Genomic DNA, 24,269 nt, shown 5'->3' with positions numbered 1-24,269 from the left:
GCGAGCGGAGCGAGTCGAAACCACCGCACGGGGGTGCACATTGGTCTCGATACGCCTACTCGACGAACCTCGGGACGAGGGGCAGGTTGAGCGAGCGGAGGGTGTCGAAACGGCTCGTGACTCGATACGGCTCGGCAAGGCTGTTCGGGTGCGTCGGGGGTCTCCACTACACTCGCTGAGGTGCGTCTTGTGATTGCCGATTGCCAGGTCGACTATGTTGGTCGGCTCACCGCCCATCTGCCGATGTCGAAGCGGCTGATCTTGATCAAGTCCGACGGGTCGGTCAGCATTCACGCCGACGACCGAGCCTACAAGCCGTTGAACTGGATGAGCCCGCCGTGCTGGCTCGTCGAGGAGCCGGCGGCAGACGGATCCGACGGTATCGACTCGGTCTGGGTGGTCGAGAACAAGGCGGGGGAGCAGCTGCGGATCAGCATCGCGGCATTCCATCACGACAGCAGCCACGAACTCGGGCTCGACCCGGGACTGGTGAAGGACGGTGTGGAGGCACACCTCCAGGAACTGCTGGCCGAGCACATCGAGACGCTCGGTGCCGGCTACACGCTCATCCGTCGCGAGTACATGACCGCGATCGGGCCGGTGGACATCCTCTGCCGAGACGCGGATGGCCACACCGTCGCTGTGGAGATCAAGCGACGCGGCGAGATCGACGGTGTGGAGCAGCTGACGCGGTATCTGGATCTGCTCAACCGCGATGCGACGATCGCACCGGTCAGCGGAGTGTTCGCGGCACAGGCGATCAAGCCTCAGGCCAAGACTCTGGCCAACGATCGGGGGATCCGGTGCGTGACGCTCGACTACGACAAGCTGCGCGGCACCGAGGACAACGAGTTCAAGCTGTTCTGACGGTCAGGCCGTGACCTGATCGCCCTTCGGTGAGTCCTCCTTACGCGCCGGACCGCCGTAGCGCTCGTCACCGTGATCGTCGTCGTATTCCGCGTCGACGGCGTCGAGCACATCGGTCTTCTCGGCCGGCGTGGTGGAGGCGTCGTCCTGCGGGGTGAATCGATCCCTCCCGAGCAGCGTGCGGTTGAGGAGTTCGAGGTCGTCGGTCTCGGTGAGAGAGACCAGATCCCGCTCCTCGTCCGACAGTTCGAGGGCGCCGGGGAGGTTGGTGATGTGCTCGCGGAGAGCGTCGAGGTGGTCGAGGATCTGCTTGTGTGCATCGTGGGCCGATTCCGCCAGCTCACGAGAGCGTGCGAGGCGGTTCATCGCGACGTTGTGCGCGGCCCCGCGCAGGCGTGCGGCGTCCTCCTCGGCGGCGGCGATGATCTCCCGGGCCCGTTCCCGTGCGGCCTCGAGATCCCGCTTGGACTGTGCTTCGCGTTCCCGCGCGGCCTCGTCGATCTCGGCGGCTCGCTCCTCGGCTTCGGTGATCTTCGCGTCGGCGTGCTCCTGCGCGAGTTCCTTGGTCCGGGTGGCGGCCGCTGCCGCGGACGCACGGATGTCCTCGGCCTCCTGGCGGGCGACGGACAGCGTCTCGTCGGCCTCGTCCTTGGCGTTGGCACGGACTTCGCTGGCCTCGTCGGTGGCCAACTGCAGCATGCGGGAGACGCGCTCGGTCATCCCCGCGACCGTCGTCGGCGGGACGGAGAGAGTGTTCACCTCGTCCTGGAGCTCGCGGATGCGGTGACGGGCGTCGTCGAGATGCGCCTGGAGTTCGTCCGCGCTGGCATGAGCGGAGTCACGATCGGCGGCCATCATGCGCAATTCGGCTTCGAGCCGCCGAAGGTGATCGGTGACCTGGTCGCGGTCGTATCCGCGCATCACGATGGGGAAGGGGCTCTGACGATGTCCAGGGGCTGACATGATGCCAGTCTAGGTCCGATCGGCGTCCGAATTCAGTATCGAATGCGGGGTGTTGCGAGCGAGCTTGCACAGCGCGGGCGGTCGGCACGGGGCCGACCGCCCGCTCGGCGACGAGAATGCGGTCGTGATCAGTGACCGACGGCCGGTTCCACCAGCTCGAGGAGAACTCCGCCCGCGTCCTTCGGATGGACGAAGTTGATGCGCGAGTCGGCGGTTCCGCGCTTGGGCTGCGGGTAGAGCAGTCGCACTCCCGCCGAGGTCAGACGCTTGGCGACCTCGTCCAGGTCGGTGACGCGGACGGCCAACTGCTGCATTCCCGGTCCGTTGCGGTCGATGAACTTGGCGATGGTCGACTCCTCGTTGAGCGGCATGAGGAGCTGGATCAAGGTGTCGCCGTTCTCGGGGCCGATCATCGCTTCGCGGACGCCCTGCTCTTCGTTCACCTCCTCGTGCTGGTTCGCGAAGCCGAAGTTGTCGAGCCACCAGGCGGCTGCGGCGTCGAGATCCGGGACCGCGAGGCCGACATGGTCGATCGCTGTCACGAGATCGCCGATCGAGGTCAGAGGGCCTCCGTTGGTGGTGTTTGTCACGTCGTTCGATGGGGAGTTGGTCATGCCATAACGGTAGCGTTGTTTGCAGACGGGGTCGCCATCGCGGCTGCCCCGAGCAGTACCGCAGCGACGGCGTGTGCCGCCGTGACGACCGCTGCCCCCACCGCCAAGGAGCTGATACATGTCCGACAACACCACAGTGATCGTTTCCGGCGCGCGCACCGCTCAGGGACGCCTGCAGGGATCGCTGAAGAACTTCTCCGCCGTCGATCTCGGCGCGGTCGCGGTCAAGGGCGCGCTCGAGCGCGGCAACGTGGACCCGTCGCATGTCCAGTACGTGATCATGGGACAGGTCCTCACCGCCGGAGCCGGCCAGATGCCGGCCCGGCAGACCGCAGTCAAGGCGGGCATCGGCTGGGACGTCCCGGCGCTCTCGATCAACAAGATGTGCCTGTCGGGAATCGACGCCATCGCGCTCGCCGATCAGCTGATCCGCGCGGGCGAGTTCGACTGCGTGGTCGCCGGCGGCCAGGAGTCGATGACCCAGGCCCCGCATGTGCTGCCCGGCAGCCGCTCGGGATTCAAGTACGGCAACACCGAACTGGTCGACCACATGGCGTTCGACGGACTGCACGACGTCTTCACCGATCAGCCGATGGGTGCGCTGACCGAGCAGGGCAACGACACCGACGGCTTCAGCCGTGAGGAGCAGGACGCCTTCGCCGCGCGCAGCCATCGGCTGGCCGCTGAGGCGATCGCCAAGGGCGTCTTCGCCGACGAGATCGTTCCGGTCGAGATCCCGCAGCGCAAGGGTGACCCTATCCTGTTCAACGAGGACGAGGGTGTGCGCGCCGACACCACCGTGGAGACCCTCGCGGGTCTGCGTCCGGCGTTCCGCAAGGGTGGCACGATCACGGCGGGCAACTCCTCGCAGATCTCCGACGGAGCCGCGGCCGTGGTCGTGATGAGCAAGGCGAAGGCCGAGGAGCTCGGACTCGAATGGATCGCCGAGATCGGCGCCCACGGTGTGGTCGCCGGCCCGGACTCGTCGCTGCAGCAGCAGCCCGCCAACGCGATCGTCAAGGCCTGCGAGCGCGAGGGCATCACCCCCGCCGATCTCGACCTGATCGAGATCAACGAGGCCTTCGCGGCCGTCGGCCTGGCGTCGACCCGCGCGCTGGGCGTCGACCCGGAGAAGGTCAACGTCAACGGCGGCGGAATCGCGCTCGGTCACCCGATCGGTACCTCGGGCGCACGTATCACGCTTCACCTGGCTCTCGAGCTCGCCCGTCGCGGCGGCGGGGTCGGCGTGGCGGCGCTGTGCGGCGCCGGCGGCCAGGGCGATGCGCTCATCGTCCGAGTCCCGAAGGCGTGAGTGGGATGGGCAACGTGTTCGACGTCTCGACCCCGGCCAAGCGTTTCCGGCTGATCGCCGTCATCGAGGCGATCACCTGGGGCCTGCTCTTGATCAGCATGGGGGTCAAGTACGGAGCCGGAATCGATGCGGCGACGATGGTCCCCGGCGCGCTCCATGGTGTGGCGTTCGTCGTCTACCTGATCATCACCGTGCTCACCGCGCGGTCGTTGAAGTGGAACCTCAAGGTTCTGGCGCTGGCACTCGTCGCCTCGATCCCGCCGTTCTTCACGGTGTGGTTCGAGCAGTGGGCCAGTAAGAACGGTCATCTGGGCGAACTGTCCGACTCGACGTTCAGTGAGTCCGCCGATCGTGACACACTGAAGGTGTGACCAGACCTTCTCGACGCAATGAACCGGCGAACGCCGCCATCGCGATGGCGGGTGCCGTAGATCTGTCAGTTCTCAAGGAGCGGGCCGAGGCGCAGCGGGCAGCTGCGTCCCGGCCCGCTTCTGACTCTCGCCCCGGCGCCGTCGTCCTCGATGTGACCGAACTCGACTTCGAGACGGAGATCGTCGAACGCTCCACCCGGCAGCTGGTGGTGGTGGACCTGTGGGCCTCGTGGTCGGAACCGAGCACGCAGCTGTCCCCGGTGCTGGCGCGCCTGGCCGAGGCAGCCGGCGGCCGGTGGGCACTCGCGCGGGTCGATGTCGACACGAGCCCGCGGATCGCACAGGCCTTCGGTGCTCAGTCGGTGCCGACGGTGATCGCACTGATCGGCGGTCGGCCGGTCGCGATGTTCGAGGGGCCGCAGCCAGAGGAGCAGATCCGCGGATGGATCGACGAGATCTTCGCGAAGGCCGGACATCTGCTTCCGGAGACCCCGGCGACGGCATCCGACGACGAGCCCGAGCAGGATCCGCGCATGGCGGCCGCCGAGGAGTTGATGAACTCCGGCGACCTCGACGGGGCGCTGGCCGCCTATCGCGCGATCGCCGAACTCGAGCCGGACAACGTCGAGGCGAAGTCCGTGGTCCGCAACCTCGAGTTCGTCACCCGCGCGCAGGCCCACGACCCCGAGATCGTCAACACCGCCGCGCCCGGAGACGTGGACGCTCAGCTCGCCGCAGCCGACGTGCTGCTGCTCGGTCAGCGGCCGGAGGCCGCGTTCGATCGGATCATCGAGCTGGTGAAGGTGACGCGCGACGACGACCGCACCCGGGCGCGCGCCCGGCTCCTCGAGCTGTTCGAGCTCTTCGACCCCGCCGAGCCCTTCGTCACGGCAGCGCGCCGGAAGCTGGCGACAGCGCTGTACTGACACAGCGCTGTACTGACGCCTCCGACCGTCCGCCGGCCACCGGCAGGGTCAGCGCCCCGGTGTGAAGAAGACCGCGGCGGAGGCGGGGAGGGTGATGGTCGCGCTGTAGGGACGGCCGTGGCTCGGCTCGTCGACCGCGACGATCCGGCCCAGGTTGCCCACCCCGTGACCGCCGTACTCCCGCGCAGCGGTGTTGAGGATCTCGCGCCACGGCCCGCCGAGCGGGAAGCCCAGCCGGTAGCCGTAGAGATCGCGGTCGGAGAAGTTGAAGACGCAGGCGACGATGCGGCCCCCGGTGGCCGCCCCGTCGTCGGCCAGCCGCAGGAAGCCGATGACGGTGTTGGCGGTGTCGCGGGCGTCGAGCCAGGCGAAGCCGCGGGCGTCGCAGTCCATTCGGTGCAGCGCCGGCAGTTCGGCGTGCAGGTGGGCCAGGTCGCGGGCCGCGAGCGCGATGCCGCGGTGGACCGAGGCGTTCGACTCGTCCGGATCGAGCAGGTTCCAGTCGAGCCCGCGATCGTCGGCCCACTCTCGGGTCTGCCCGAACTCCTGCCCCATGAACAGCAGCTTCTTGCCGGGATGGGCCCATTGGAAGGCCAGGGCGAGCCGCACCCCCGCCGCAGCGTCGGCTGAGACTGGCATTCTCGTGACGAGGGTGCCCTTGCCGTGGACCACCTCGTCATGACTGATCGGCAGGACGTAGCGCTCGGCGGTGGCGTGCGTGAGGCCGAACGCGACACGTTCGTGCAGCTCCGCACGCCGCCGCGGCGGGAGCGAGAGGAACGACAGCAGATCGTTCATCCAGCCGAGATTCCACTTGAAGTCGAAGCCCAGCCCGCCGCGGTCGGTGGAGACGGTCACCCCCGGCCACGCCGTCGACTCCTCGGCGATCATCACGGCACCCGGACACGCCTCGTGGACGGCGTCGTTGAGGCGCCTCAGGAAGTCGACGGCCTCGTCGTTCTCGTGTGTCCCGCGCGCATTCGGCCGCCATTGGCCCGGGCCGCGCGAATAGTCGAGGTACAGCATGGACGCGACCGCGTCGACGCGCAGCCCGTCGAGATGGAACTCCGAACACCAGTAGACGGCGCTCGCGATCAGGAAGTCGCGGACCTCGGGCCGACCGAGGTTGAACGCGTACGTGCCCCAGTCCGGCTGGTCCCGCCGCAGCGGATCGGCGTGCTCGTAGAGGGGAGTGCCGTCGAACTCGCCGAGCGCGAAGGCGTCCTTGGGGAAGTGCGCCGGGACCCAATCGAGGAGTACCGCGATCCCTTTCGAGTGCAGGTGGTCGACGAAGAAGCGGAAGTCGTCGGCGGTGCCCCACCGGCTGGAGCAGGCGAAGTACGAGCCGACCTGATAGCCCCACGATCCCCCGTAGGGATGCTCGGTGATCGGCATCAGCTGTACGTGCGTGAAGCCGTGGTCGGCGGCGTACTCAGCCAGCTGGACGGCGGCCTCGCGATAACTCAGGCCCGAGCGCCACGACCCCAGGTGGACCTCGTAGATCGACACCGGCTCGCGCTCGGGGCGCCGGTCGGCGCGCGCGGCCATCCACTTCTCGTCGTTCCAGACGAACGACGACGGACCGGCGATCACCGACGCCGTCTCGGGCGGTCGCTGAGCCGCACGGGCGAGGGGATCGGCCTTGTCGCGTGTCAGTCCGTCGGCTCCGACCACGCGGTACTTGTACGCCATTCCCGGCCGCGCGCCGTCGACCGTGGCGGTCCAGACGCCGTGCGGTCCGCGCTCCATCGGGTGGTCGGTGCCCGCCCATCGGTCGAAGTCGCCGAAGACGGTGACCGATCGCGCATTGGGCGCCCACACGGCGAATTCGGTGTCCGCGACGCGGGGCCGGGCGCCGAGCCGCTGCCACAGCGGGTCCGTCACGATCGCCTCGTCACTTCTTCGCGGCACCCGTCGTCAAGCGGGTGAGCGCGGCTCGGACGGCATCGCGGTCGGTGGTCCGCCAGAACGGCGGAAGCCCGGCCAGGAGGTAGCCCGCATACCGCGCCGTCGCCAGACGTGAGTCGAGCACGGCGACCACGCCGCGGTCGTCGGTGGCGCGGAGGAGCCGGCCCGCGCCCTGGGCGAGGAGCAGTGCCGCGTGGTTCGCCGAGACGGTCAGGAAGCCGTTGCCGCCGCGCGCGTCCACATCGCGCTGGCGCGCCGACAGGAGCGGGTCGTCGGGCCTGGGGAAGGGGATCCGATCGATCATCACCAACCGCAACGAGGGACCCGGGACGTCGACGCCCTGCCACAGCGACAGAGTGCCGAACAGACAGGTGGCCTCGTCGGCGGCGAATCTCTCGATCAGTGCCGACGTCGCATCGTCGCCCTGGCACAGGATCGGGAACCCGACTCGGTCGCGGAGCTTCTCCGCGGCCTCCTTGGCGGCCCGCATCGACGAGAACAGGCCGAGGGTACGACCGCCCGCAGCGTTCATCAGATCGACCATCTCGTCCAGCGTCGACTCCGCGATGCCGTCACGGCCGGGCGCCCGCAGGTGCTTGCCGACGTAGAGAATCGCGGCGCGCTGGTAGTCGAAGGGGCTGCCGGCGTCCATGCCGCGCCATCCCGCGGCCTCCACGTCCTTGCCACCGTGGGCGGGCAGCCCCCAGGTGCGTGCGAGGGCGTCGAAGTTGCCGCCGATGGTCAGGGTCGCGGACGTGAGGATCACAGTCGAGTCGGTGAACAGCGAGGTACGCAGCAGCCCGGCCACAGACAACGGCGCTATCCGCAGCGTCGGGCGGACGGTTCCGCGGATCCGGTCGGCCGACAGCCAGACGACGTCGTGCCTCTTGGTGATGTCGGTCTCGGCGAAGACCGTCAGCACTCGCACCACCGAATCGTGCAGCGAGTCGGTGGCTGACAGCGCCATCTGCCTCGCGGCCGCGGCCTCCGGATCGGTGCCTGCCGACGGCGCCGGACCGACCGCGTTCCGCGCGTTCCAGAGGCGGTCGCGCAGCGATGCGAGGACCTCGGGTGCGCCGTTCGGGAGTCGGGTCCACTCGCCCTGGGGTGAGTCCTCCAGCAGCAACTCCAGCTGTTCGCCCGCGCCGACCAGCGCGTCGGCGCTCTCGTCGTCGATCAACTTGCCGAGCCGGCGGGCGACCTGCGAGACGCTCGCGGCCGAGATCTCCTCGGTGGTGACGGAGGTGATCCGGTCCACCAGTTCGTGGGCCTCGTCGATGACCACCACGCGGTGCTCGGGAAGGATGGTCGCCGGACTCATCGCGTCGATGGCGAGCATCGCGTGGTTGGTGACCACGACGTCGGAGGCGCCGGCCTTCTTCCGTGCCAGTTCGGCGAAGCAGTCATCGCTGTAGGGGCAGTTCGACGCCCCGAGACATTCGCGCGAGGAGACGCTCACCTGGCGCCACGACTGGTCGCTGACGCCGGGGGAGAGATCGTCGCGGTCTCCGGTCTCGGTGTCGGAGGTCCACTCGCGCAACCGCGTCACCTCGCGGCCCATGCGGGACAGGTCGAAGGCGTCGAACAGCTCGGCGTTCGGATCCTCGTCGGCCACTCCCGAGTGGATCTTGTTGAGGCACAGGTAGTTGGCGCGACCCTTCAGGATCGCGAACGACGGTTCGCGGCCCAGCGGCTTCGTGAGCGCGCCCGCGAGACGCGGTAGGTCACGTTCGGTCAGCTGGCGCTGGAGGGCGATGGTGGCCGTCGAGACGACGACGGTCTCGTCGGTGTCGACGGCGTGCCGGAGCGCGGGGACCAGGTAGGCCAGCGACTTTCCGGTGCCGGTGCCGGCTTGGACCGCGAGGTGATGGTCGTTCTCGATCGCCTCGCCGACGGCCTCGGCCATCGCCAGCTGACCGTCGCGCCGGGCTCCGCCGAGGGACTCGACGGCGGTGGCCAGGAGGTCGGCGACATCGGGGACGCTCACTCGGCCGCGTCGTCTTCGTGACGGGTACCGGTGTGCACGAGGGTGCCCACCAACTCGACTCCCGCGTCGCGCATGACGTCGAACGCGGTCGCGGTGGTGGTCTCGGCGACGGCCGCGGTGAAGTCCAGCAGCACACGTGTGGCGAAGCCGGCCGCGGCGGCGTCGACCGCGGTCGCGCGAACACAATGGTCGGTGGCGATGCCGACGACGTCCACCTCGGAGACGTCGCGCGCGGTGAGCCAGTCGGCCAGGCCGTTTCCGTGTTCGTCGCGGCCCTCGAAGCCCGAGTACGCGGCGTCGAACTCGCCCTTGGAGAAGACCGCCTGCACGGGGCCGGTGCGGAAGGCCGGATGGAACTCGGCGCCGGGCGTGCCCACCACGCAGTGCGGTGGCCACGAGTCGACGAAGTCGGGGGTCTCGGAGAAGTGCCCCCCGGGGTCGACGTGGTAGTCGCGGGTGGCCGCCACCACCGGATACGAGCCGGTGATCGCGTTGATCGCGGCGGCGACCGCACCGCCGCCGGCCACCGCGAGGGAACCGCCCTCGCAGAAGTCGTTCTGAACGTCGACGACGATCAGCGCGCGATTCCGCGGTGGGGTCTCCTCGGTCATCGACTCTCCGGTTCGGTCAGGTAGCGGGTGGGGACTGCGGGGTCGCCGTGGCTGAGCCCGAGACCCTCCCACGGGAGGGTGACGAGCCCGTGCGCGAGATGCCCGCGGGACTGCTCCAGTGTAGGCAGCCCGGAAACTCGGTCGCCGCCGCGGACCAGTGGAATCTGGAGTTCGGCCACGTCCAGGCCTCCGGTGCCCGGGATCGCCTGATCCGCGGGCGCGTCGGCACGCAACAGGATCTCTTCGACGATGGTTCCGGACGCGCGGGCCGCGCGAACGGCGCGCTTGCGTCCGCCGTGGCTCTCCTTGTGGCTCGACCGCTTCGCGACCGGGACGCCGTCCACCTCGACCAGTTTGTAGACCATGCCCGCAGTCGGTGAACCGCTGCCGGTCACCAGCGAGGTTCCGACGCCGTAGATGTCGACGGGTTCGGCGCGCAGCGAGGCGATGGCGTACTCGTCGAGATCGCCGGAGACGACGATCTTGGTGCCGGTGGCGCCGAGCTCGTCGAGCTGCCTGCGTACCTGGCGGGCGAGGACGCCCAGATCCCCCGAGTCGATCCGGACCGCTCCGAGCGAGGTGCCTGCGACCTCGATCGCGTTCTTGACACCGGTGGTGATGTCGTAGGTGTCCACGAGCAGGGTGGTCCCGACGCCGAGCGCCTCGACCTGCGCGGCGAAGGCGGCCCGCTCGTCGCTGCCGTCGGGATGCGCGAACGAGAGCGTGAACGCGTGCGCCGCGGTTCCCGCACTCGGCACGCGGTAGGTGCGAGCGGCCTCGAGATTGCTGGTCGCGTCGACTCCCGCGAGATATGCGGCGCGCGCTGAGGCGACCGCCGCGTGCTCGTGCGTGCGGCGTCCGCCCATCTCGATGATCGGGCGGCCGGCGGCAGCGCTCACCATACGCGCCGCCGCGGAGGCGATCGCGCTGTCGTGATTGAGGATCGAGAGGATCAGCGTCTCCAGCACCACAGCTTCGGCGAAGCCGCCGCGCACGGTCAGGATGGGCGAGCCGGGGAAGTAGAGCTCGCCCTCGCGGTAACCGTCGATCTCTCCGCGGAAGCGGTAGTCGGACAGCCATGCCAGGGTGTCCTGGTCGACCACGGTCCGGAGCGAGTCGATCTCCTCCGGACCGAATCGGAAGCGTTCGAGGGCGTCGAGCAGACGTCCGGTGCCCGCGACGACTCCGTAGCGTCGGCCGTCGGGGAGGCGGCGGGCGAAGACCTCGAACACGCAGCTGCGCTGCGCCGTCCCGGCCCTCAGGGCGGCCGACAGCATGGTCAGCTCGTATTGATCGGTCAGCAGCGCGGTACTGGTCACCTTCGCTACCCTATTACTCATGGCGCGCGATGAGGCGACACCAGGTACGAGCACCGGTACCGCGGTGGCAGAACCAGAGGTGACTCACGACCGCCCCTGGGTGACGCTGGTGTGGGACGACCCGGTCAATCTCATGAACTACGTCGCTTATGTCTTTCAGCGGATCTTCGGTTATTCGGAGGAGAAGGCCAAGGCGCTGATGATGCAGGTGCACACCGAGGGGAAGGCCGTGGTCTCCAGCGGCGACCGCGTGAAGGTGGAGGCCGACGTCCGCAAACTGCATGCGGCCGGCCTGTGGGCGACCATGCAGCACGACTCCTGATGCGGACCTGGCGCAGAACCGGTGCGGGCGAGGACGTCCGCATCTGCTCCAACCTCGAGAACTACGAATGCCAACTGCTGGCGTCGATGGTCGAGTCCATCACCGATCTGCTCAACGAACGCGCCGAGTCGGCTCCGCGCGACGAACTGTCGGAGCTGACGGGGATCCAGACGGGGCACACCCGCGCACCGGACGATGTCACGCTGGGACGGCTGCTGCCCGATTTCCATCGACCCGACCAGGAGCCGGAACTCGCGGCCGGACCGATCGCCGCGGACCTCAACGGGGGACTGCGCAGCGTCAACGAACCGCAGATCATCGACGCGAAACTCGCCGCGGCACGCACAGTTCTCGAAACACTGCCGAGCGGCGGCGGGGACGTCTCGCTGACCGAGTCCCAGGCCGACCGCTGGCTGACGGCGCTCACCGACATCCGACTGGCACTGGGCGCGATGCTCGGGATCACCGATGAGCCCTCGAAGCTGCCGCCCGACCATCCGCACGCCGCACACCAGGACGTCTACGACTGGCTGTCGGTGGTGCAGGGGCTGCTGGTCGAAGCACTGATGTCGGCGGAGTGGACGCAGCCGGAGGACCCGTCGCAAGGGGAGTGGGGGCACGACGGATGGTGACCGAGCCGAAGTCGTCTGTGTCGCGCCCGGGCAACCGGATCACGGATGTCGCCGGAATCGCGGTGGGCCATCACCACCGACTCGACGACGAGGTGGTGCTCGCAAGTGTCGCTGAACCCGGCAGCGGGTGGGCGACCGGGACCACGGTCATCACCCTGCCGCGCGGGTGCGCGACGGCGGTGGACGTGCGCGGCGGCGGTCCTGGGACGCGCGAGACCGACCTGCTCGATCCGGTCAACACGGTCCGCGGGGCCGACGCGATCGTGCTCTCCGGTGGCAGTGCCTATGGTCTTGCCGCGGCCGACGGGGTGATGCGGGGACTCGAGGAGGCCGGCGTCGGACTGCCGATGGACGGTCAGGGGCACGTGGTGCCCATCGTGCCGGCCGCGGTCATCTTCGACCTCCCGGTCGGCCGGTGGGAGAACCGTCCGACCGCCGAGTTCGGTGCGCGGGCGCTCGCCGACGCCAGGACCGATTTCGCGATCGGATCGGTCGGGGCCGGGACCGGGGCGCGCGCCGGCGCACTCAAGGGCGGCGTGGGCACCGCGTCGATCACGTTCTCCGACGGTCCGGCTCGCGGATTGACGATCGGCGCTCTCGTCGTGGCCAATCCGGTCGGCGGTGTCGTCGATCCGTCGACAGGGCTGCCGTGGGGTGCCGACGACCTCGAACTGCACCGTCTGCGCGCGCCGAAGCAACTCGAGATCAAGAGGCTCGCCGAGCTCACCGCAAAGGGCGCTGTACTGAACACGACGATCGGGGTGGTCGCGACGGATGCCACGCTGTCGGTGGCGAGCACCCGGCGTCTGGCGATGTCCGGTCACGACGGCCTCGCGCGGGCGGTCCGTCCCGCGCATTCACCGCTCGACGGCGACACCCTGTTCGCCGTCGCCACCGGCGAGAAGGCCGCCGATCCGGACACCGCGGTCGACGTTCCGCCGGGGATGGACCCGGACACCGCGATCGTCGCGGCACTGGCCGACGCATCGGCGACGGTGGTGCAGCGGGCGATCGTCTCGGCGGTGGTCGCCGCGACCGGCGTCGCCGGGATTCCGGCATACCGCGACGTGCTGTTCTCCGCCTTCGGCGACGCATGAGCGGCGGGATCGCGTCGCCGTCCGACCCTCGTCTCCCGAAGCCGCGTCGGTCGCCGATGCCCAAGTGGGAGCGGTCGGGCATCACGATGGGCGTCATCGCCGTCGTGCTGCTGGTGGTCGAGGCGATCGACATGGCGACCGGTGGGGACCTCGACGAGTACGGCATCGTGCCGCGACGGCTGTCCGGACTCGACGGGATCATCTGGGCGCCGCTGCTGCACTCGGACTTCGCTCACCTGATCGGCAACCTGATCCCGGGCGTGGTGCTCGGCTTCCTGCTGCTGATGTCGGGACGCTTCCTGTGGGTGACGGCGATCGTATGGGTCATCAGCGGTCTGGGAGTGTGGCTCACCGCCCCGACCGGCTCGGTGACGATCGGCGCATCGGGGATCGTCTTCGGGTGGCTGGCGTATCTGCTGGTCCGCGGTCTCTTCAACCGCGACGTTTGGCAGGTGCTCGGCGGGGTGGTCCTGTTGGCGGTCTACGGTGGGATCCTGTGGGGCGTGCTGCCGCACGGAGGTGGAGTGTCGTGGCAGGGACACCTGTTCGGCGCCGTCGGCGGCGTGCTGGCGGCGTGGATGCTCAGCGACCGACGCGATCCGGGCAGCTCCGAGCCCCGACGACCAGAACTCAAGGGAGGCCCCCGATAACCGAGCTGCAAACCGGTCCCATCGGCATCTTCGACTCGGGCGTCGGCGGGCTCACCGTCGCGCGCGCGATCATCGATCAGCTGCCCGATGAGGATGTCATCTACATCGGCGACACCGCGAACGGGCCGTACGGGCCGTTGACCATTCCGGAGATCCGCAGGCATGCGCTGGCCATCGGTGACGAATTGGTGCACCGTGGGGTCAAGGCGATCGTCATCGCCTGCAACACCGCGTCGGCGGCCTGTCTGCGCGATGCGCGTGAACGCTATGCCCCGCTTCCCGTCATCGAGGTGATCCTGCCCGCCGTGCGTCGCGCGGTGGTCGCGACCAAGACCGGTCGGATCGGCGTCATCGGCACGGAGGCGACCATCGCGTCGCGCGCGTATCAGGACTCGTTCGCCGCGGCACGCGATGTGGAGATCACGGCCGTCGCCTGCCCGAGGTTCGTCGACTTCGTGGAGCGGGGGATCACCAGCGGACGCCAGATCCTGGGTCTTGCCGAGGGCTACCTCGAGCCGCTGCAGGAGGCCGGCGTCGACACTCTGGTCCTGGGGTGCACCCACTATCCGCTGCTGTCGGGTGTGGTGCAGTTGGTGATGGGCGATCAGGTGACGCTCGTGTCGAGCGCCGAGGAGACGGCGAAGGACACTGTCCGCGTCCTGACCGAGCGCGACGCCCTGCATCCGCACTCGAATCGCGTGGCCCGGCGTCATTTCTCCGCGACCGGCGATCCGGACTCGTTCCGCAAGCTCTCGACCCGGTTCTTGGGACCTTCGGTGGGCCACGTAGAGCATTTCTGACCACTCCCGTGTGGCGTTCGGCACGGTCGATGCAGTGCCAACTCACCGGTCACAGGAGGGCGGATTGATGCCGGATTTCCGGAGCGGCATGGCAGAGTGTGTCCCATGCGTTTGACGGTGCTCGGGTGTTCAGGGAGTGTGAACGGCCCTGGTGCACCGTGCTCCGGATACCTGGTTCAGGCCGACGGACACCCGCCGGTCTTGATCGATTGCGGACACGGTGTCTTCGGTGAACTGCAGCAACACGCGGATCCGAACCAGGTCGCCGTCCTGCTCAGTCATCTGCATGCAGACCACTGCATGGATCTGCCCGCAATGCTGGTGTGGCGTCGGTGGGCGCCGACTCCGGCCACCGAACGTTCCCTCCTGTACGGGCCGGAGGGCACGGCGCTGCGCGTCGGTGCCGGGGCGTCGGAGTACCCGGGCGAGGTGGACGACCTGTCGGACACCTACGACGTGCGCGAGTGGGTCGACCGCGAAGCCGTCGAGATCCACGGCCTCCACATCGAGCCGTACAAGGTGAACCATCCGCCGAGCACCTTCGGGTTGCGGATCGTCGGCCCCGACGGCGAGGTGCTCGCCTACAGCGGCGACACCGGCGTGTGCGAGGAGGTGGTCGATCTCGCGCGCGACGCCGACCTGTTCCTGTGCGAGGCGTCGTGGACGCACGAGCCCGGCGTCCGGCCCGAGGGGCTGCATCTCTCCGGGGTCGAAGCCGGACAGGTGGCCGCCCGCGCATCGGTCCGCTCGCTCGCCCTGACTCACGTGGTCCCGTGGGCCGACTCCGCCGCCATCCTCGACGAGGCGTCGGGCGAGTATGCGGGACCGCTGCAACTCGTCCACCAGGGTCAGGTCATCGAGGTCCGTAAGCCGGTCGCCTAGGTCGCCTCGCTGGTTGAGCCGCGACGGTCGCTTCCGGTCTGCCCGTTCTTGTATCCGCGCAGTTCGACGACGGACGCGCGCTCCCAGCCCGCGCGTTCGTCGCGGAGTTGCGCGGATGTGCTGCGCGCTGCCCGGCACCGCCTCGTCGGCGGATATGTCGGCCTGTCCAGTAAGGTCGGGGCGTGACTTCACGAGCAGACGGCCGGGCAGACGACGAACTCCGGCCCATCAAGTTCACCCGCGGTTTCACCTCTCATCCGGCCGGTTCGGTGCTGGTCGAATTCGGCAACACCCGCGTCATGTGCACCGCCAGCGTCACCGAGGGCGTGCCGTCGTGGCGGCGCGGATCGGGGCTCGGCTGGCTCACCGCCGAATACTCGATGCTTCCCGCCGCGACCCACGAGCGCTCGAAGCGTGAGTCGGTGCGCGGCAAGATCGGCGGACGCACGCACGAGATCAGCCGCTTGATCGGACGTTCGCTCCGCGCGTGCATCGATCTGGCGGCGCTGGGTGAGAACACGATCGCCATCGACTGCGACGTCCTGCAGGCCGACGGCGGAACGCGGACGGCGGCCATCACCGGCGCCTACGTCGCGCTCGCGGACGCCGTCACCTACCTCGGCGCGGCGGGCAAGCTGGCCGACCCGCAGCCGCTGTCGTGCATCATCGCGGCGGTGAGCGTCGGTGTGGTGGACGGCCGCGTCCGCCTCGACCTGCCGTACGACGAGGACTCGCGTGCCGAGGTCGACATGAATGTGGTCGCCACCGACGCGGGCACCCTCGTGGAAGTGCAGGGGACAGGCGAGGGCGCAACCTTCGCGCGCGGAACGCTCGACAAGATGCTCGACGTGGCCTGCGCCGGCATTGAGAACATCGTCGCCGCGCAGCGCGAAGTGCTGTCGCAGCCGTACCCCGGATCGCTCCCGGGCAGCGGGCAGTGACCGGGACGGTCCTGCTGGCGTCGAACAACGCCAAGAAGCTGGCCGAGCTGCGACGCGTCGTCGAAGCGGCGGGCATCACCGGGCTCGAGGTGCTCGGGCTGGGTGATGTCACGCGCTATCCGGAACCGGTGGAAGACGGTGCGACGTTCGAGGACAATGCGCTGCTCAAGGCTCGCGCGGCCGTCGCCGCAACCGGACTGCCATCGCTGGCCGACGATTCCGGCCTGGCCGTCGACGCACTCAACGGCATGCCGGGAGTCCTGTCGGCACGGTGGAGCGGTGGCGCCGGCGACGCCGCCAACAATCGCCTGCTGCTGGCCCAGCTCGCCGACGTACCGGACGAACGACGCGGTGCGGCGTTCGTCTCGGTGTGTGCGCTGGTGCTGCCGACGGGCGCCGAGACCGTGGTCCGCGGAGAGTGGCGCGGCACCATCCTGCGTGACGAGCGCGGCGCGAACGGCTTCGGTTACGACCCGTTGTTCATTCCCGATGACGAGGTGGCCGCCGGGCGCACCTCCGCGGAGCTGCCGCCCGCGGAGAAGGACGCGCTGAGCCACCGTGGCAAGGCGCTGGCGCAGTTGGTCCCGGCACTCCGGGCCCTCGCCGGCGCGGGCGGAGGAGACCGATGACCGTATTCGAGGACGCGGTCGTGACCGCTGTGCTCCGGCATATGAACGACGACCATGCGACCGACAATCTCGTCATTGTGCGAGCGTTCGCCGAACCCGACGCCACCGCCGCGGTGATGACGGGCTTCGACTCGGTTGCGGGGAAGTGGACGGCGACCGTCGACGGAGCGGACCGTCCCGTCCGCGTGCCGTGGCCGAACGAGCTCACCGACCGAGCGTCCATCCGTCGCGAGGTGGTCGCCCTCTACAAGGCCGGTGCCGAGCGCCTGGGGATCGAGCTAGACGATCACTGATCGAGCTTGAACTGCTCCTTCACATCGCGAGTGCGAATGTGCTCGAACCAGAAGGACAGGAACGGGATGGTGCCCGCGATCGCGGTCGCCACCAGCTTCGGCAGCGGCCACCGGACCTTGATCGACAGGTCGACGGTGCAGATCAGGTAGATGAAGTAGATCCAGCCGTGAGCGACGCCGACCCAGCCGAAGCCCTCGACTCCGAAGCCGAACTTTGCGATCATCTCGGCGCACAGGGCGAGCAGCCACACGCCGGTGACCCAGGCCAGAACGCGGTAGCGCAGCAGCGCGCTGCGGATCTGGGGGATGGTCGCAGTCACAGTCCCGTCCGGGGCGTCGTCGGCGGTCTTGGCGGATTCGGTCACGTCGTGGTCCTTCATCGGTCGCGCGGAGATTTCAGCTGATGCGTCAGTCGTGCGTCGGGTGTCTGTCGAGTTCGGCGAGGTATCTGTTGTACTCGGCCAGGTCGTCGTCCGGGGCGGCGTCGAGGATGGCCGCGACCGACGGGTCGTGTCGCGTGGGCCGCTCGGGAAGGACCCCCTCGGGTATCTCGGTCGGCTCGGCGCGGTCGCGGTGTTCAGCGTCCGGATCGGCTTCCATCACGACGAAGCGGCGATAGGCGTACACGACGGCCACCGCGAAGGCCGGCCACTGCAGGGCGTATCCCAGGTTCTGGCCGGTGCCCGTCGACGATTCGTAGCGGCCCCACTGCCACCAGGCGAGCGCCAGGCAAGCGCATGCCGCGACCGCCACCAGCGCGATCAGTGCGGGGCGGTGACGTCGTTTGGCGGGCGACGGCAGAGAGGACTTCACACTATCGAAGGTACCTGGTCGGCTGCCGTGCATCGGGCCCGGTGCGGCCGCCCTCACTGTGCGTTCTGCCACCAGTCTGCTACTAATTAGCCAAGCCTAATCTTAGGTTCGAGTGGTTGACGATGGGGTGGACATGGGCAAGGGCTTCCAGGGAGCGGTGCTTCGCGCTCTCGGAGCGAAGAATCATCCGGCGACGGTCACCGGTGTGCGGTGGATGACCGAACACGTCGTTCGCATCGAGTTCCAGTGCGGCGAGATCCTGCACGCGGGCGGCGAGAAGCCGGCCGCCTGGATCCGTGCTTGGTTCCCGGATGTGAACAACGCGGCCAAGTTCCATCAACGCGGATACACGCTGCTGGATCCGGACCCGGCGGCGGGGACGTTCGCGATCTGCTTCCTCGTCCACGATCCGGCCGGACCCGCGTCCACCTGGGCGCGCAATGCCGTCGTGGGCGATGAACTGCTGATGACACGGCTCGGCGGCGACGGCTACGACATCGCTGCGGACCGCGAGCGTCCGCGCGGATACCTGCTGATGGGAGACGTGGCGGCATGGCCGGCCATCGTGCGGCTGATCGAGGAGATCGGCGATGACATCCCGATCCGGGCGGTCATCGAGCACGAGAACGACGACGACCGCGATCTGCCGCTGCCGGAGCATTCGAACCTCACCGTCGACTGGGTGCCCACCAGTCCGGACCGCCGGGCGCTGACCGAGGCGATCGGCGAGGACGACTATCGCGGATGGCACACGTGGGTCACGGCCGAGAGCAAGGCGACGCGACTGGCCAAGGGCGCGCTCGCCCTGAACCACGAGCAGAACAAGGCCACCATGCACACCCAGGCCTACTGGATGGCCGGACGTGCGATGGGAAAACAGGTCGACACGGCGACTGAGGACACCGCCGTGTCGACCGCCTCCGAGACGGCGACGGACGATGTCGCGGAGGCCGCTCTGACCCCGTCCCGCGCCCCGAAGGCCGCAGCGCCCGCCGAGCCCGTCCTCAAACCCGCCCTTCCCGCGCTGATCGTCGCCGGTCTGTTCGCGCTCGTGCTCGCGGTGCTCGCGGTGGTGCCACTGGTGCTCTTCGCGGAGCTGGCGCGCTTGCTGGTGGAGGGGGCCGACCGCCACGAGCTGATCGACGTCGCGGTCACGGCACTGATCGTTCTGGTGGCGGGCGCCGCCGGCAGCGCGGTGCTGATCACCGTGCTGCACTTCTACGACCAGGTGTATGCCGCGGCGCTGCGGCGGCGAGTGCTCCACAAACTCACCCGACTGCCGCTCGGATGGTTCCTCGGTCGCCGCAGCGCGGAGGTCAAGAAGCTGGTCGCCGACGACATCTCGTCGCTGCACTACCTGGTGACCCACGCGGTGCCCGATCTCGTGACGGCGATCGTCACGCCGCTGGCGATCCTCGGGTACCTCTTCTCGGTGAACTGGGTACTCGCTTTGGTGCTGCTGGTGCCGGTACTTGGGTACATCGTCGCAATGGCACGCCTGGCGACTGCCGACAGAGCCCGCCTGGAACAGAAGATGCGATGGGACGCGACCCTGCCGGGCGACGCCGAACGCTACATCGGCACGCAGCAGGTCAGCCGCGTGTTCGGCGACGGCGCGATCACCGACCTGCCCGCCCGACTGCGGCGTCTCACCGAGTTCCTGAAGGACTGGCAGCGCGCCACGATCGATGCGAAGTCGGTGATTCTGCAGCTCAACCGGCCGACGACGTCGATGGTGGTGGTCGCGCTGGCGGGCACGGCACTGATCACCGCCGACCAGATGGACGCGGCCGCGATCCTGCCCTTCCTGATCCTCGGCACCTCGTTCGGCGACCGGCTGCTCGCCGCGTCGTACGCCGTCGGCGGACTGCGCGAGGGGATGAACGGCAAGACCTCGCTCGATCTGTTGCTGTCGAGCGGTGAGCTCGAACAGGCGGAGAACGGCAGCACCGGGCCGGAGCCGAGCGGCCCGGCGCGAGTCGAACTGCGCGGCGTCACCTTCGGGTACACGCCCGGTCGGCCAGTGGTGCGGGACCTGCACCTGGACCTGCCCGCGGGCGGGACGACGGCCCTCGTCGGACCGTCGGGTGCGGGCAAGTCCACCGTGGCGGCTCTGGTCGCTCGCCTGTGGGACCCGGATGCCGGCGCGGTACTGCTCGACGGCGTCGACCTGCGCGACATTCCCGAGGTGCAGCTTCGGCAGCGGATCGCCGTGGTGTTGCAGGACGTCCAACTCATCCGCGGCACCATCGCCGACAACATCGCGCTCGGCATGCCCGACGCGGATCGTGCGGCGATCGCGGAGGCGGCCCGGGCGGCTCACATCGCCGACCTCATCGAATCATTGCCCGACGGATACGACACGGTGGTCGATCGCGACAGCCTCTCCGGAGGCCAGCGGCAGCGGATCGCGATCGCCCGGGCGCTGCTCGGAGACCCGCGGTTCGTGGTCCTCGACGAGGCGACCGCCGCCGCCGACCCCGACTCGGAGTGGGAGGTGCGGCAAGGCCTGTCGAGGCTGTTGGCGGGGCGCACGGTGCTCATCGTGGCGCACCGACTGCACACCGTCGCCGACGCCGATCGGATCGTCGTCTTCGACGGCGGACAGATCGTGGAGCAGGGGACCGGACCGGAACTGATCGCGGCCGGTGGACGATACGCGGCGATGACCGCGCAGGCGCAGGAGGCCCTCCGATGAGTTCAGACTCGACCCGAATCCTGCCGACCGTCTTCGCCGACGTCCGCGTCATCACCGGCGCCGCAGGGCGGCCGCACCGCCTCGCCTTCTACGCGCTCACGACGCTGTCCACGGCGCTGCAGGCGGCGGCCGTGCTGCTGTCGATCCCGCTGTTGCGCGCGTTGTTCGGCGACACCCCGTCAGACGCGTGGGTCTGGGTGGCGGCGATGGTCGCGGTGCTCGCGGTCGGCTGGACCGCGGACATCCTCGCGACCCGCGCCGGACTCCGCGTCGGATTCGGCTTGATCGACGCGGCCGAAAGCGCCGGTGTGTCGGCCATCGGCCGGCTCGATCCGGCCGAACTCCACGGCGATCGTGCGTCCCGGCTGCGCGACCTGGTCACCAAGTCCGGCCCGGAGTCGGTCTCGGCGATCGTCCTGCTCTTCTCGCCGCTGATCCATGCGGCCCTGCTGGTGCCGATGCTGGCCGTCGGCCTGCTGTTCGTGTCGTGGCAGCTCGCGGTGGTCGCTCTCGTCGGCGGTATCGCCCTGCTCGGCGCCTTCTACGGCGGACGCCGGGCCGTCGCGAAGTCGGAGGATCGGTTCGCCGAGGCAGGCCGCGCGCTGGACGACCGCATGCTCGAATTCGGCTGGGCACAGCCCACGCTGCGCGCCGCGGGGGTCGGCACCGGCACCGTCGACGAGGTGCTCGCGGATTCGCGGCGGCGCGGTTTCCGGCTGCTCGCCTGGCAGATCCCCGGCGACCTGCTCTTCACCGTCGCCGGTCAGGTCGTTCTGCTGGCCTTCGGCGTCACGACCGGAGCGCTCTACCTCGACGGCACCCTCTCCGGAGTCACCGCGGCGGCGATGGTCGTCGTCCTGCTGCGGGTGGTGGAGACCACCGGTTCGCTCTCGCTGCTGGCCACCCCGATCGCCGGAGTGGAGCGATTGCTGGCACAGCTGCGCGACCTGGTCGTCGAGGATCTGGCTGCCGAACAGAACACAGTGCGGCGATCGACGTCGAACGACGCGCTCCGCGAAGCCTACGGTGCTCCCGTGCCGGTCCGTCTGAGCGAGGTCGGCTACACCTACCCGGACGGGACGCGGGCCCTCGACGGGGTGGAGCTGACCATCCCTGCCGGGGAGATCACGGTGCTGGTCGGAGCGTCAGGCTCGGGCAAGTCGACGTTGCTCGACGTCATCTCCGGGCTCCGCGAACCCAGCACCGGACGAGTCGACTTCGGCGGCGACGAGACGACTGCCGCGGGTCGGCTGCAGAACGCGTCGATGGTCTTCCAGACCACCTCGCTGCGGCCGGGGACGGTGCGCGAGAACGTGGTCACCAGCGCCGAGCCCGATCTCGTCGAGATCGCTGATCTCGCTCGACTCGACGCCGTGCTGGACTCGCTCCCCGAGGGCTGGGACTCGCGGATCGGCGACGGCAGCAATACCTTGTCGGGGGGCGAACGCCAGCGGGTCGGGCTCGCCCGCGCGCTGGCGAAGCCCGCCGGACTGCTGCTGGTCGACGAAGCGACGTCGTCACTCGACGTGATCACCGAACGCGCCGTGGTCGATTCGCTGCGGCGGATCCGCGGGACGCGGACGGTTGTGGTGGTGACGCACCGACCCGCGCTGGTGGCGCTCGCCGACTCGGTGATCGTCCTGGACCACGGCCGGGTGGTGGACTCGGGTGCGGTGGACGACCTGCTCGCGCGCGGCGGGGTGTTCGCCGACCTGTGGCAGCGGTGGCGAGAAGCGGAGGGCTGGCAGGTCTAGGGGTGCGCCCGGGGTGGTCTCACCGCACAGCCGCTCGCGACCGTTGCCAGTCCCGCACGTCGTGCTCGGTGTGAGCGCGTGCCGGCCGCGCGTTCCACGCCGGGATCAGCAGATCGACGACCGCCGCGACGGCGACCGCGAGGAGCGCTCCGCCGATGACGTCCGACGGTCGGTGCCATTGCTGGCTGACGACGGTGAACGAGACCACTCCGAGACCTGCCGTCGCGGCGATCGCCGCGAGCGGCCGCGCACGGCGGGGCGTGACCGCGCACAGGGCGATCCCCGCCGCGGCGAACGCGGCGACCGTGTTGGACGGGAACGAGTTGAGCGCGTTGCCGACGTCCAGCGGCGGTCGTTGCAGCTCGGATTTCAGGACGACCGCGAGCACCACGACGGCGCCGATCAGCAGGCTCGCGTGCAGGGCGAGCCGCCAGGATCGTCGCGCGAGACAGATCGCGCCGATCAGCAGGCCGCAGCCGGCGAGCACGGGGACTTGTATCTCGGCGAGCAGACCGCCCGTCGGAGCGTCGTTCCCGGTGCGCGCGCCCATCAGTTCCATCACGTCCTGATCGACCATCTGGCCCGCGTACGAGACGACGAGGAGCTCGTACGTCGCGGCGATGCCGAGCGACGCGAGGATCGCGGCCGCGAGGGCGGCGATCGGTGAAGTGCGATGCGTCATCCTTCGATGGTGCCTCGTGCGGTTGGCAGAACGCTCGTCCCGTACCCCGGGAGTGTCGTAGACCGGGACGCCGCTGACATCAGACGTGGCAAGGCGCGCCGAGGGCGATTTGCCCTCGGTACGCCTTGTGGCTACTGATCTCAGGCGCGACCCATAGGTGCGCGTGAGCAACCCGTCAGGACGCGAGACCCGGTGACAACACGATCGGGCTCGCGCTGGGATTCGATTTCCGGTTCTAGCTGGTGCGTCTGGTGGCGCGGCAGACCAAGGGCGTGTTCTTGTCCTCCTGCTCGTGAGCGACTCTCAGTTCCCCATTGATCCATACTTCGCATCGGATCGGCATGTAGTCGTAAGAGGTCACGGAGAAGCCGACGTATTCGGGTGTGGTGGCGAAGTGCAGTGTTTGTGACCAATAGTCGTTAAATCCGCCCTCGGGAGGTGAGTCGGGCGACAGTGTGCGCTGTTTATCAAATTGTCCGGTCTCAGGAATGATCGGTGCGTATCCGAAATCGAAAGCGAGGTGCCGGACGACGTACTTGACGGTGAGTCCGCGAGGTGGCGGCGTCTGTCGCGCTGTGGCAGTGAGCGAAGTTGTTGCCGGTATCGTCGTGGTCGACGGCATAGGTGGCAGTGGAAGCTGTACTGGTCGCAGTGACGTCGATGACGTCGGCGGCGAAGCGACCGCGGGCAGATATTGATACCGGACCAACAGCAGCGTGACCCCTATGGTCAGTGCGACGACCACCGCCAGCGCTATACCGCTGAGGACCCACAGTGCTACATTGCGTCGGCCCTTGGGTGGTATAGATCCGGGCTCTGTGTCCATGACCTTGCGTAGCGAATGCCGAGTGCATCGTGGGGTGCCGTTGAGCATCCGCACCGTTCCGACACATTCGTCGGTGACGCTCTGGTCCGCACATTCGAGGTTGTCGCTCACCGGTCGATCATTGCGGTCAATGGAGTCACTACCGGGAGAATCGACCGATTTGTCTGAAGTTGGCACTATTTGAACGCAGCGACTTCAAGCGCGCGACCCCGAGTGTGGTGCCCGAGCTCGCGCACACCTTTGAGGTCGGCCTGCCGGGTACAGGGGCGACTGCTGGTGCGCGAGAAGGGACTTGAACCCTCACACCACTAGTGGGTACTGGAACCTAAATCCAGCGCGTCTGCCAATTCCGCCACTCGCGCGTGCAGTGCA

The 24,269-nt window shown here is 68.9% G+C and carries 25 protein-coding genes and 1 tRNA gene; 15 read left to right on the top strand and 11 right to left on the bottom strand.

The annotated features are described in order from the left end of the window. Positions 1–180 precede the first annotated feature (180 nt). Complete coding sequence (gene nucS / locus Y710_RS16305; RefSeq protein ID WP_039868169.1) at positions 181–867, top strand: endonuclease NucS; 687 nt, start codon at positions 181–183, stop codon at positions 865–867. A gap of 3 nt (positions 868–870) precedes the next feature. Here nucS and Y710_RS16310 read toward each other — a convergent pair whose 3' ends face one another. Beyond that, entirely contained in the window at positions 871–1,830 is a 960-nt protein-coding gene (locus Y710_RS16310; RefSeq protein WP_062367949.1) for a coiled-coil domain-containing protein, read from the bottom strand. 128 nt (positions 1,831–1,958) lie between these two features. After that, a complete protein-coding gene (gene mce, locus Y710_RS16315; protein WP_062367950.1) occupies positions 1,959–2,444 on the bottom strand; it encodes a methylmalonyl-CoA epimerase in 486 nt (161 codons plus the stop codon). Positions 2,445–2,562: 118 nt separating this feature from the next. On the opposite strand from mce, the gene Y710_RS16320 reads away from it, so the two are divergent. The 3 genes from Y710_RS16320 to Y710_RS16330 are packed head-to-tail and all read left to right on the top strand — an operon-like array spanning position 2,563 to position 5,053. Continuing rightward, positions 2,563–3,756 (top strand): acetyl-CoA C-acetyltransferase, encoded by a 1,194-nt coding sequence (locus tag Y710_RS16320; RefSeq protein WP_006898214.1) that lies wholly within the window; start codon positions 2,563–2,565, stop codon positions 3,754–3,756. A 5-nt stretch (positions 3,757–3,761) separates the two neighbouring features. Beyond that, positions 3,762–4,127, top strand: a complete 366-nt coding sequence (locus Y710_RS16325; protein ID WP_006898215.1) for a DUF3817 domain-containing protein — start codon at positions 3,762–3,764, stop codon at positions 4,125–4,127. 44 nt (positions 4,128–4,171) lie between these two features. Next, positions 4,172–5,053, top strand: a complete 882-nt coding sequence (locus Y710_RS16330) for a tetratricopeptide repeat protein (RefSeq protein WP_062367951.1) — start codon at positions 4,172–4,174, stop codon at positions 5,051–5,053. Between the two features lie 48 nt (positions 5,054–5,101). Here Y710_RS16330 and glgB read toward each other — a convergent pair whose 3' ends face one another. The 4 genes from glgB to Y710_RS16350 are packed head-to-tail and all read right to left on the bottom strand — an operon-like array spanning position 5,102 to position 10,899. After that, positions 5,102–6,937, bottom strand: a complete 1,836-nt coding sequence (gene glgB / locus Y710_RS16335) for a 1,4-alpha-glucan branching protein GlgB (RefSeq protein WP_062367961.1) — start codon at positions 6,935–6,937, stop codon at positions 5,102–5,104. Between the two features lie 10 nt (positions 6,938–6,947). Beyond that, on the bottom strand, positions 6,948–8,948 hold the full coding sequence (locus Y710_RS16340) for an ATP-dependent DNA helicase (RefSeq protein ID WP_062367952.1): 2,001 nt from the start codon (positions 8,946–8,948) through the stop codon (positions 6,948–6,950). Next, positions 8,945–9,559 carry an isochorismatase family protein gene (locus Y710_RS16345; RefSeq protein WP_045536748.1) on the bottom strand — a complete coding sequence of 205 codons (615 nt, stop codon included), beginning with the start codon at positions 9,557–9,559 and terminating at the stop codon, positions 8,945–8,947. Before Y710_RS16345 ends, Y710_RS16340 begins: the two co-directional genes overlap by 4 nt. Next, positions 9,556–10,899, bottom strand: a complete 1,344-nt coding sequence (locus Y710_RS16350; protein WP_197462951.1) for a nicotinate phosphoribosyltransferase — start codon at positions 10,897–10,899, stop codon at positions 9,556–9,558. Before Y710_RS16350 ends, Y710_RS16345 begins: the two co-directional genes overlap by 4 nt. On the opposite strand from Y710_RS16350, the gene clpS reads away from it, so the two are divergent. The 9 genes from clpS to Y710_RS16395 all read left to right on the top strand — a co-directional run bounded on the left by clpS (position 10,898) and on the right by Y710_RS16395 (position 17,124). Next, on the top strand, positions 10,898–11,200 hold the full coding sequence (gene clpS, locus Y710_RS16355) for an ATP-dependent Clp protease adapter ClpS (protein ID WP_081598161.1): 303 nt from the start codon (positions 10,898–10,900) through the stop codon (positions 11,198–11,200). The two genes, Y710_RS16350 and clpS, sit on opposite strands and share 2 nt — an antisense overlap. Beyond that, positions 11,200–11,832 (top strand): oxidative stress transcriptional regulator AosR, encoded by a 633-nt coding sequence (locus Y710_RS16360; RefSeq protein WP_006898222.1) that lies wholly within the window; start codon positions 11,200–11,202, stop codon positions 11,830–11,832. The genes clpS and Y710_RS16360 overlap by 1 nt, the downstream gene beginning before the upstream one ends. Continuing rightward, positions 11,826–12,929: a P1 family peptidase gene (locus Y710_RS16365; protein WP_062367954.1), complete on the top strand. Its 1,104-nt coding sequence runs from the start codon at positions 11,826–11,828 to the stop codon at positions 12,927–12,929. Before Y710_RS16360 ends, Y710_RS16365 begins: the two co-directional genes overlap by 7 nt. Before the next feature lie 56 nt (positions 12,930–12,985). Continuing rightward, positions 12,986–13,579, top strand: coding sequence for a rhomboid family intramembrane serine protease (locus Y710_RS16370; RefSeq protein ID WP_006898224.1), 594 nt, complete (start codon positions 12,986–12,988; stop codon positions 13,577–13,579). After that, positions 13,576–14,379, top strand: a complete 804-nt coding sequence (gene murI, locus Y710_RS16375; RefSeq protein ID WP_062367962.1) for a glutamate racemase — start codon at positions 13,576–13,578, stop codon at positions 14,377–14,379. The genes Y710_RS16370 and murI overlap by 4 nt, the downstream gene beginning before the upstream one ends. A 105-nt stretch (positions 14,380–14,484) precedes the next feature. Continuing rightward, a complete protein-coding gene (locus Y710_RS16380) occupies positions 14,485–15,261 on the top strand; it encodes a cyclic nucleotide-degrading phosphodiesterase (RefSeq protein WP_006898226.1) in 777 nt (258 codons plus the stop codon). Positions 15,262–15,443: 182 nt separating this feature from the next. Beyond that, positions 15,444–16,202, top strand: a complete 759-nt coding sequence (gene rph / locus Y710_RS16385; RefSeq protein WP_006898227.1) for a ribonuclease PH — start codon at positions 15,444–15,446, stop codon at positions 16,200–16,202. Continuing rightward, positions 16,199–16,831, top strand: a complete 633-nt coding sequence (gene rdgB, locus Y710_RS16390) for an RdgB/HAM1 family non-canonical purine NTP pyrophosphatase (RefSeq protein ID WP_062367955.1) — start codon at positions 16,199–16,201, stop codon at positions 16,829–16,831. Before rph ends, rdgB begins: the two co-directional genes overlap by 4 nt. After that, entirely contained in the window at positions 16,828–17,124 is a 297-nt protein-coding gene (locus Y710_RS16395; protein WP_062367956.1) for a DUF2470 domain-containing protein, read from the top strand. The genes rdgB and Y710_RS16395 overlap by 4 nt, the downstream gene beginning before the upstream one ends. Here the strand turns inward: Y710_RS16395 and Y710_RS16400 are convergent. Next, a complete protein-coding gene (locus Y710_RS16400; protein ID WP_039868175.1) occupies positions 17,118–17,489 on the bottom strand; it encodes a DUF3817 domain-containing protein in 372 nt (123 codons plus the stop codon). The genes Y710_RS16395 and Y710_RS16400 overlap by 7 nt on opposite strands. 43 nt (positions 17,490–17,532) lie before the next feature. Beyond that, positions 17,533–17,925 carry a glucitol operon activator gene (locus Y710_RS16405; protein WP_039868177.1) on the bottom strand — a complete coding sequence of 131 codons (393 nt, stop codon included), beginning with the start codon at positions 17,923–17,925 and terminating at the stop codon, positions 17,533–17,535. A 124-nt stretch (positions 17,926–18,049) separates the two neighbouring features. On the opposite strand from Y710_RS16405, the gene Y710_RS16410 reads away from it, so the two are divergent. Together Y710_RS16410 and Y710_RS16415 are read left to right on the top strand one after the other, a co-directional pair. Continuing rightward, entirely contained in the window at positions 18,050–20,635 is a 2,586-nt protein-coding gene (locus Y710_RS16410; RefSeq protein WP_331709909.1) for an ABC transporter ATP-binding protein/permease, read from the top strand. After that, a complete protein-coding gene (locus Y710_RS16415; protein WP_062367958.1) occupies positions 20,632–22,389 on the top strand; it encodes an ABC transporter ATP-binding protein in 1,758 nt (585 codons plus the stop codon). The genes Y710_RS16410 and Y710_RS16415 overlap by 4 nt, the downstream gene beginning before the upstream one ends. 19 nt (positions 22,390–22,408) lie before the next feature. Here Y710_RS16415 and Y710_RS16420 read toward each other — a convergent pair whose 3' ends face one another. The 3 genes from Y710_RS16420 to Y710_RS16425 all read right to left on the bottom strand — a co-directional run bounded on the left by Y710_RS16420 (position 22,409) and on the right by Y710_RS16425 (position 24,259). Further along, on the bottom strand, positions 22,409–23,071 hold the full coding sequence (locus tag Y710_RS16420; protein ID WP_006898236.1) for a phosphatase PAP2 family protein: 663 nt from the start codon (positions 23,069–23,071) through the stop codon (positions 22,409–22,411). A 235-nt stretch (positions 23,072–23,306) separates the two neighbouring features. Next, a complete protein-coding gene (locus tag Y710_RS18810) occupies positions 23,307–24,008 on the bottom strand; it encodes a hypothetical protein (RefSeq protein ID WP_006898237.1) in 702 nt (233 codons plus the stop codon). 163 nt (positions 24,009–24,171) lie between these two features. After that, a tRNA-Leu gene (locus Y710_RS16425) sits at positions 24,172–24,259 on the bottom strand. Between the last annotated feature and the right edge of the window lie 10 nt (positions 24,260–24,269).

This window comes from Gordonia sp. QH-12, assembly GCF_001578675.1.
GTDB classification, from domain to species: domain Bacteria; phylum Actinomycetota; class Actinomycetes; order Mycobacteriales; family Mycobacteriaceae; genus Gordonia; species Gordonia sihwensis.
Note: the sequence above shows the minus strand (reverse complement) of the source record. Positions and strands in the feature narration are given on the sequence as shown.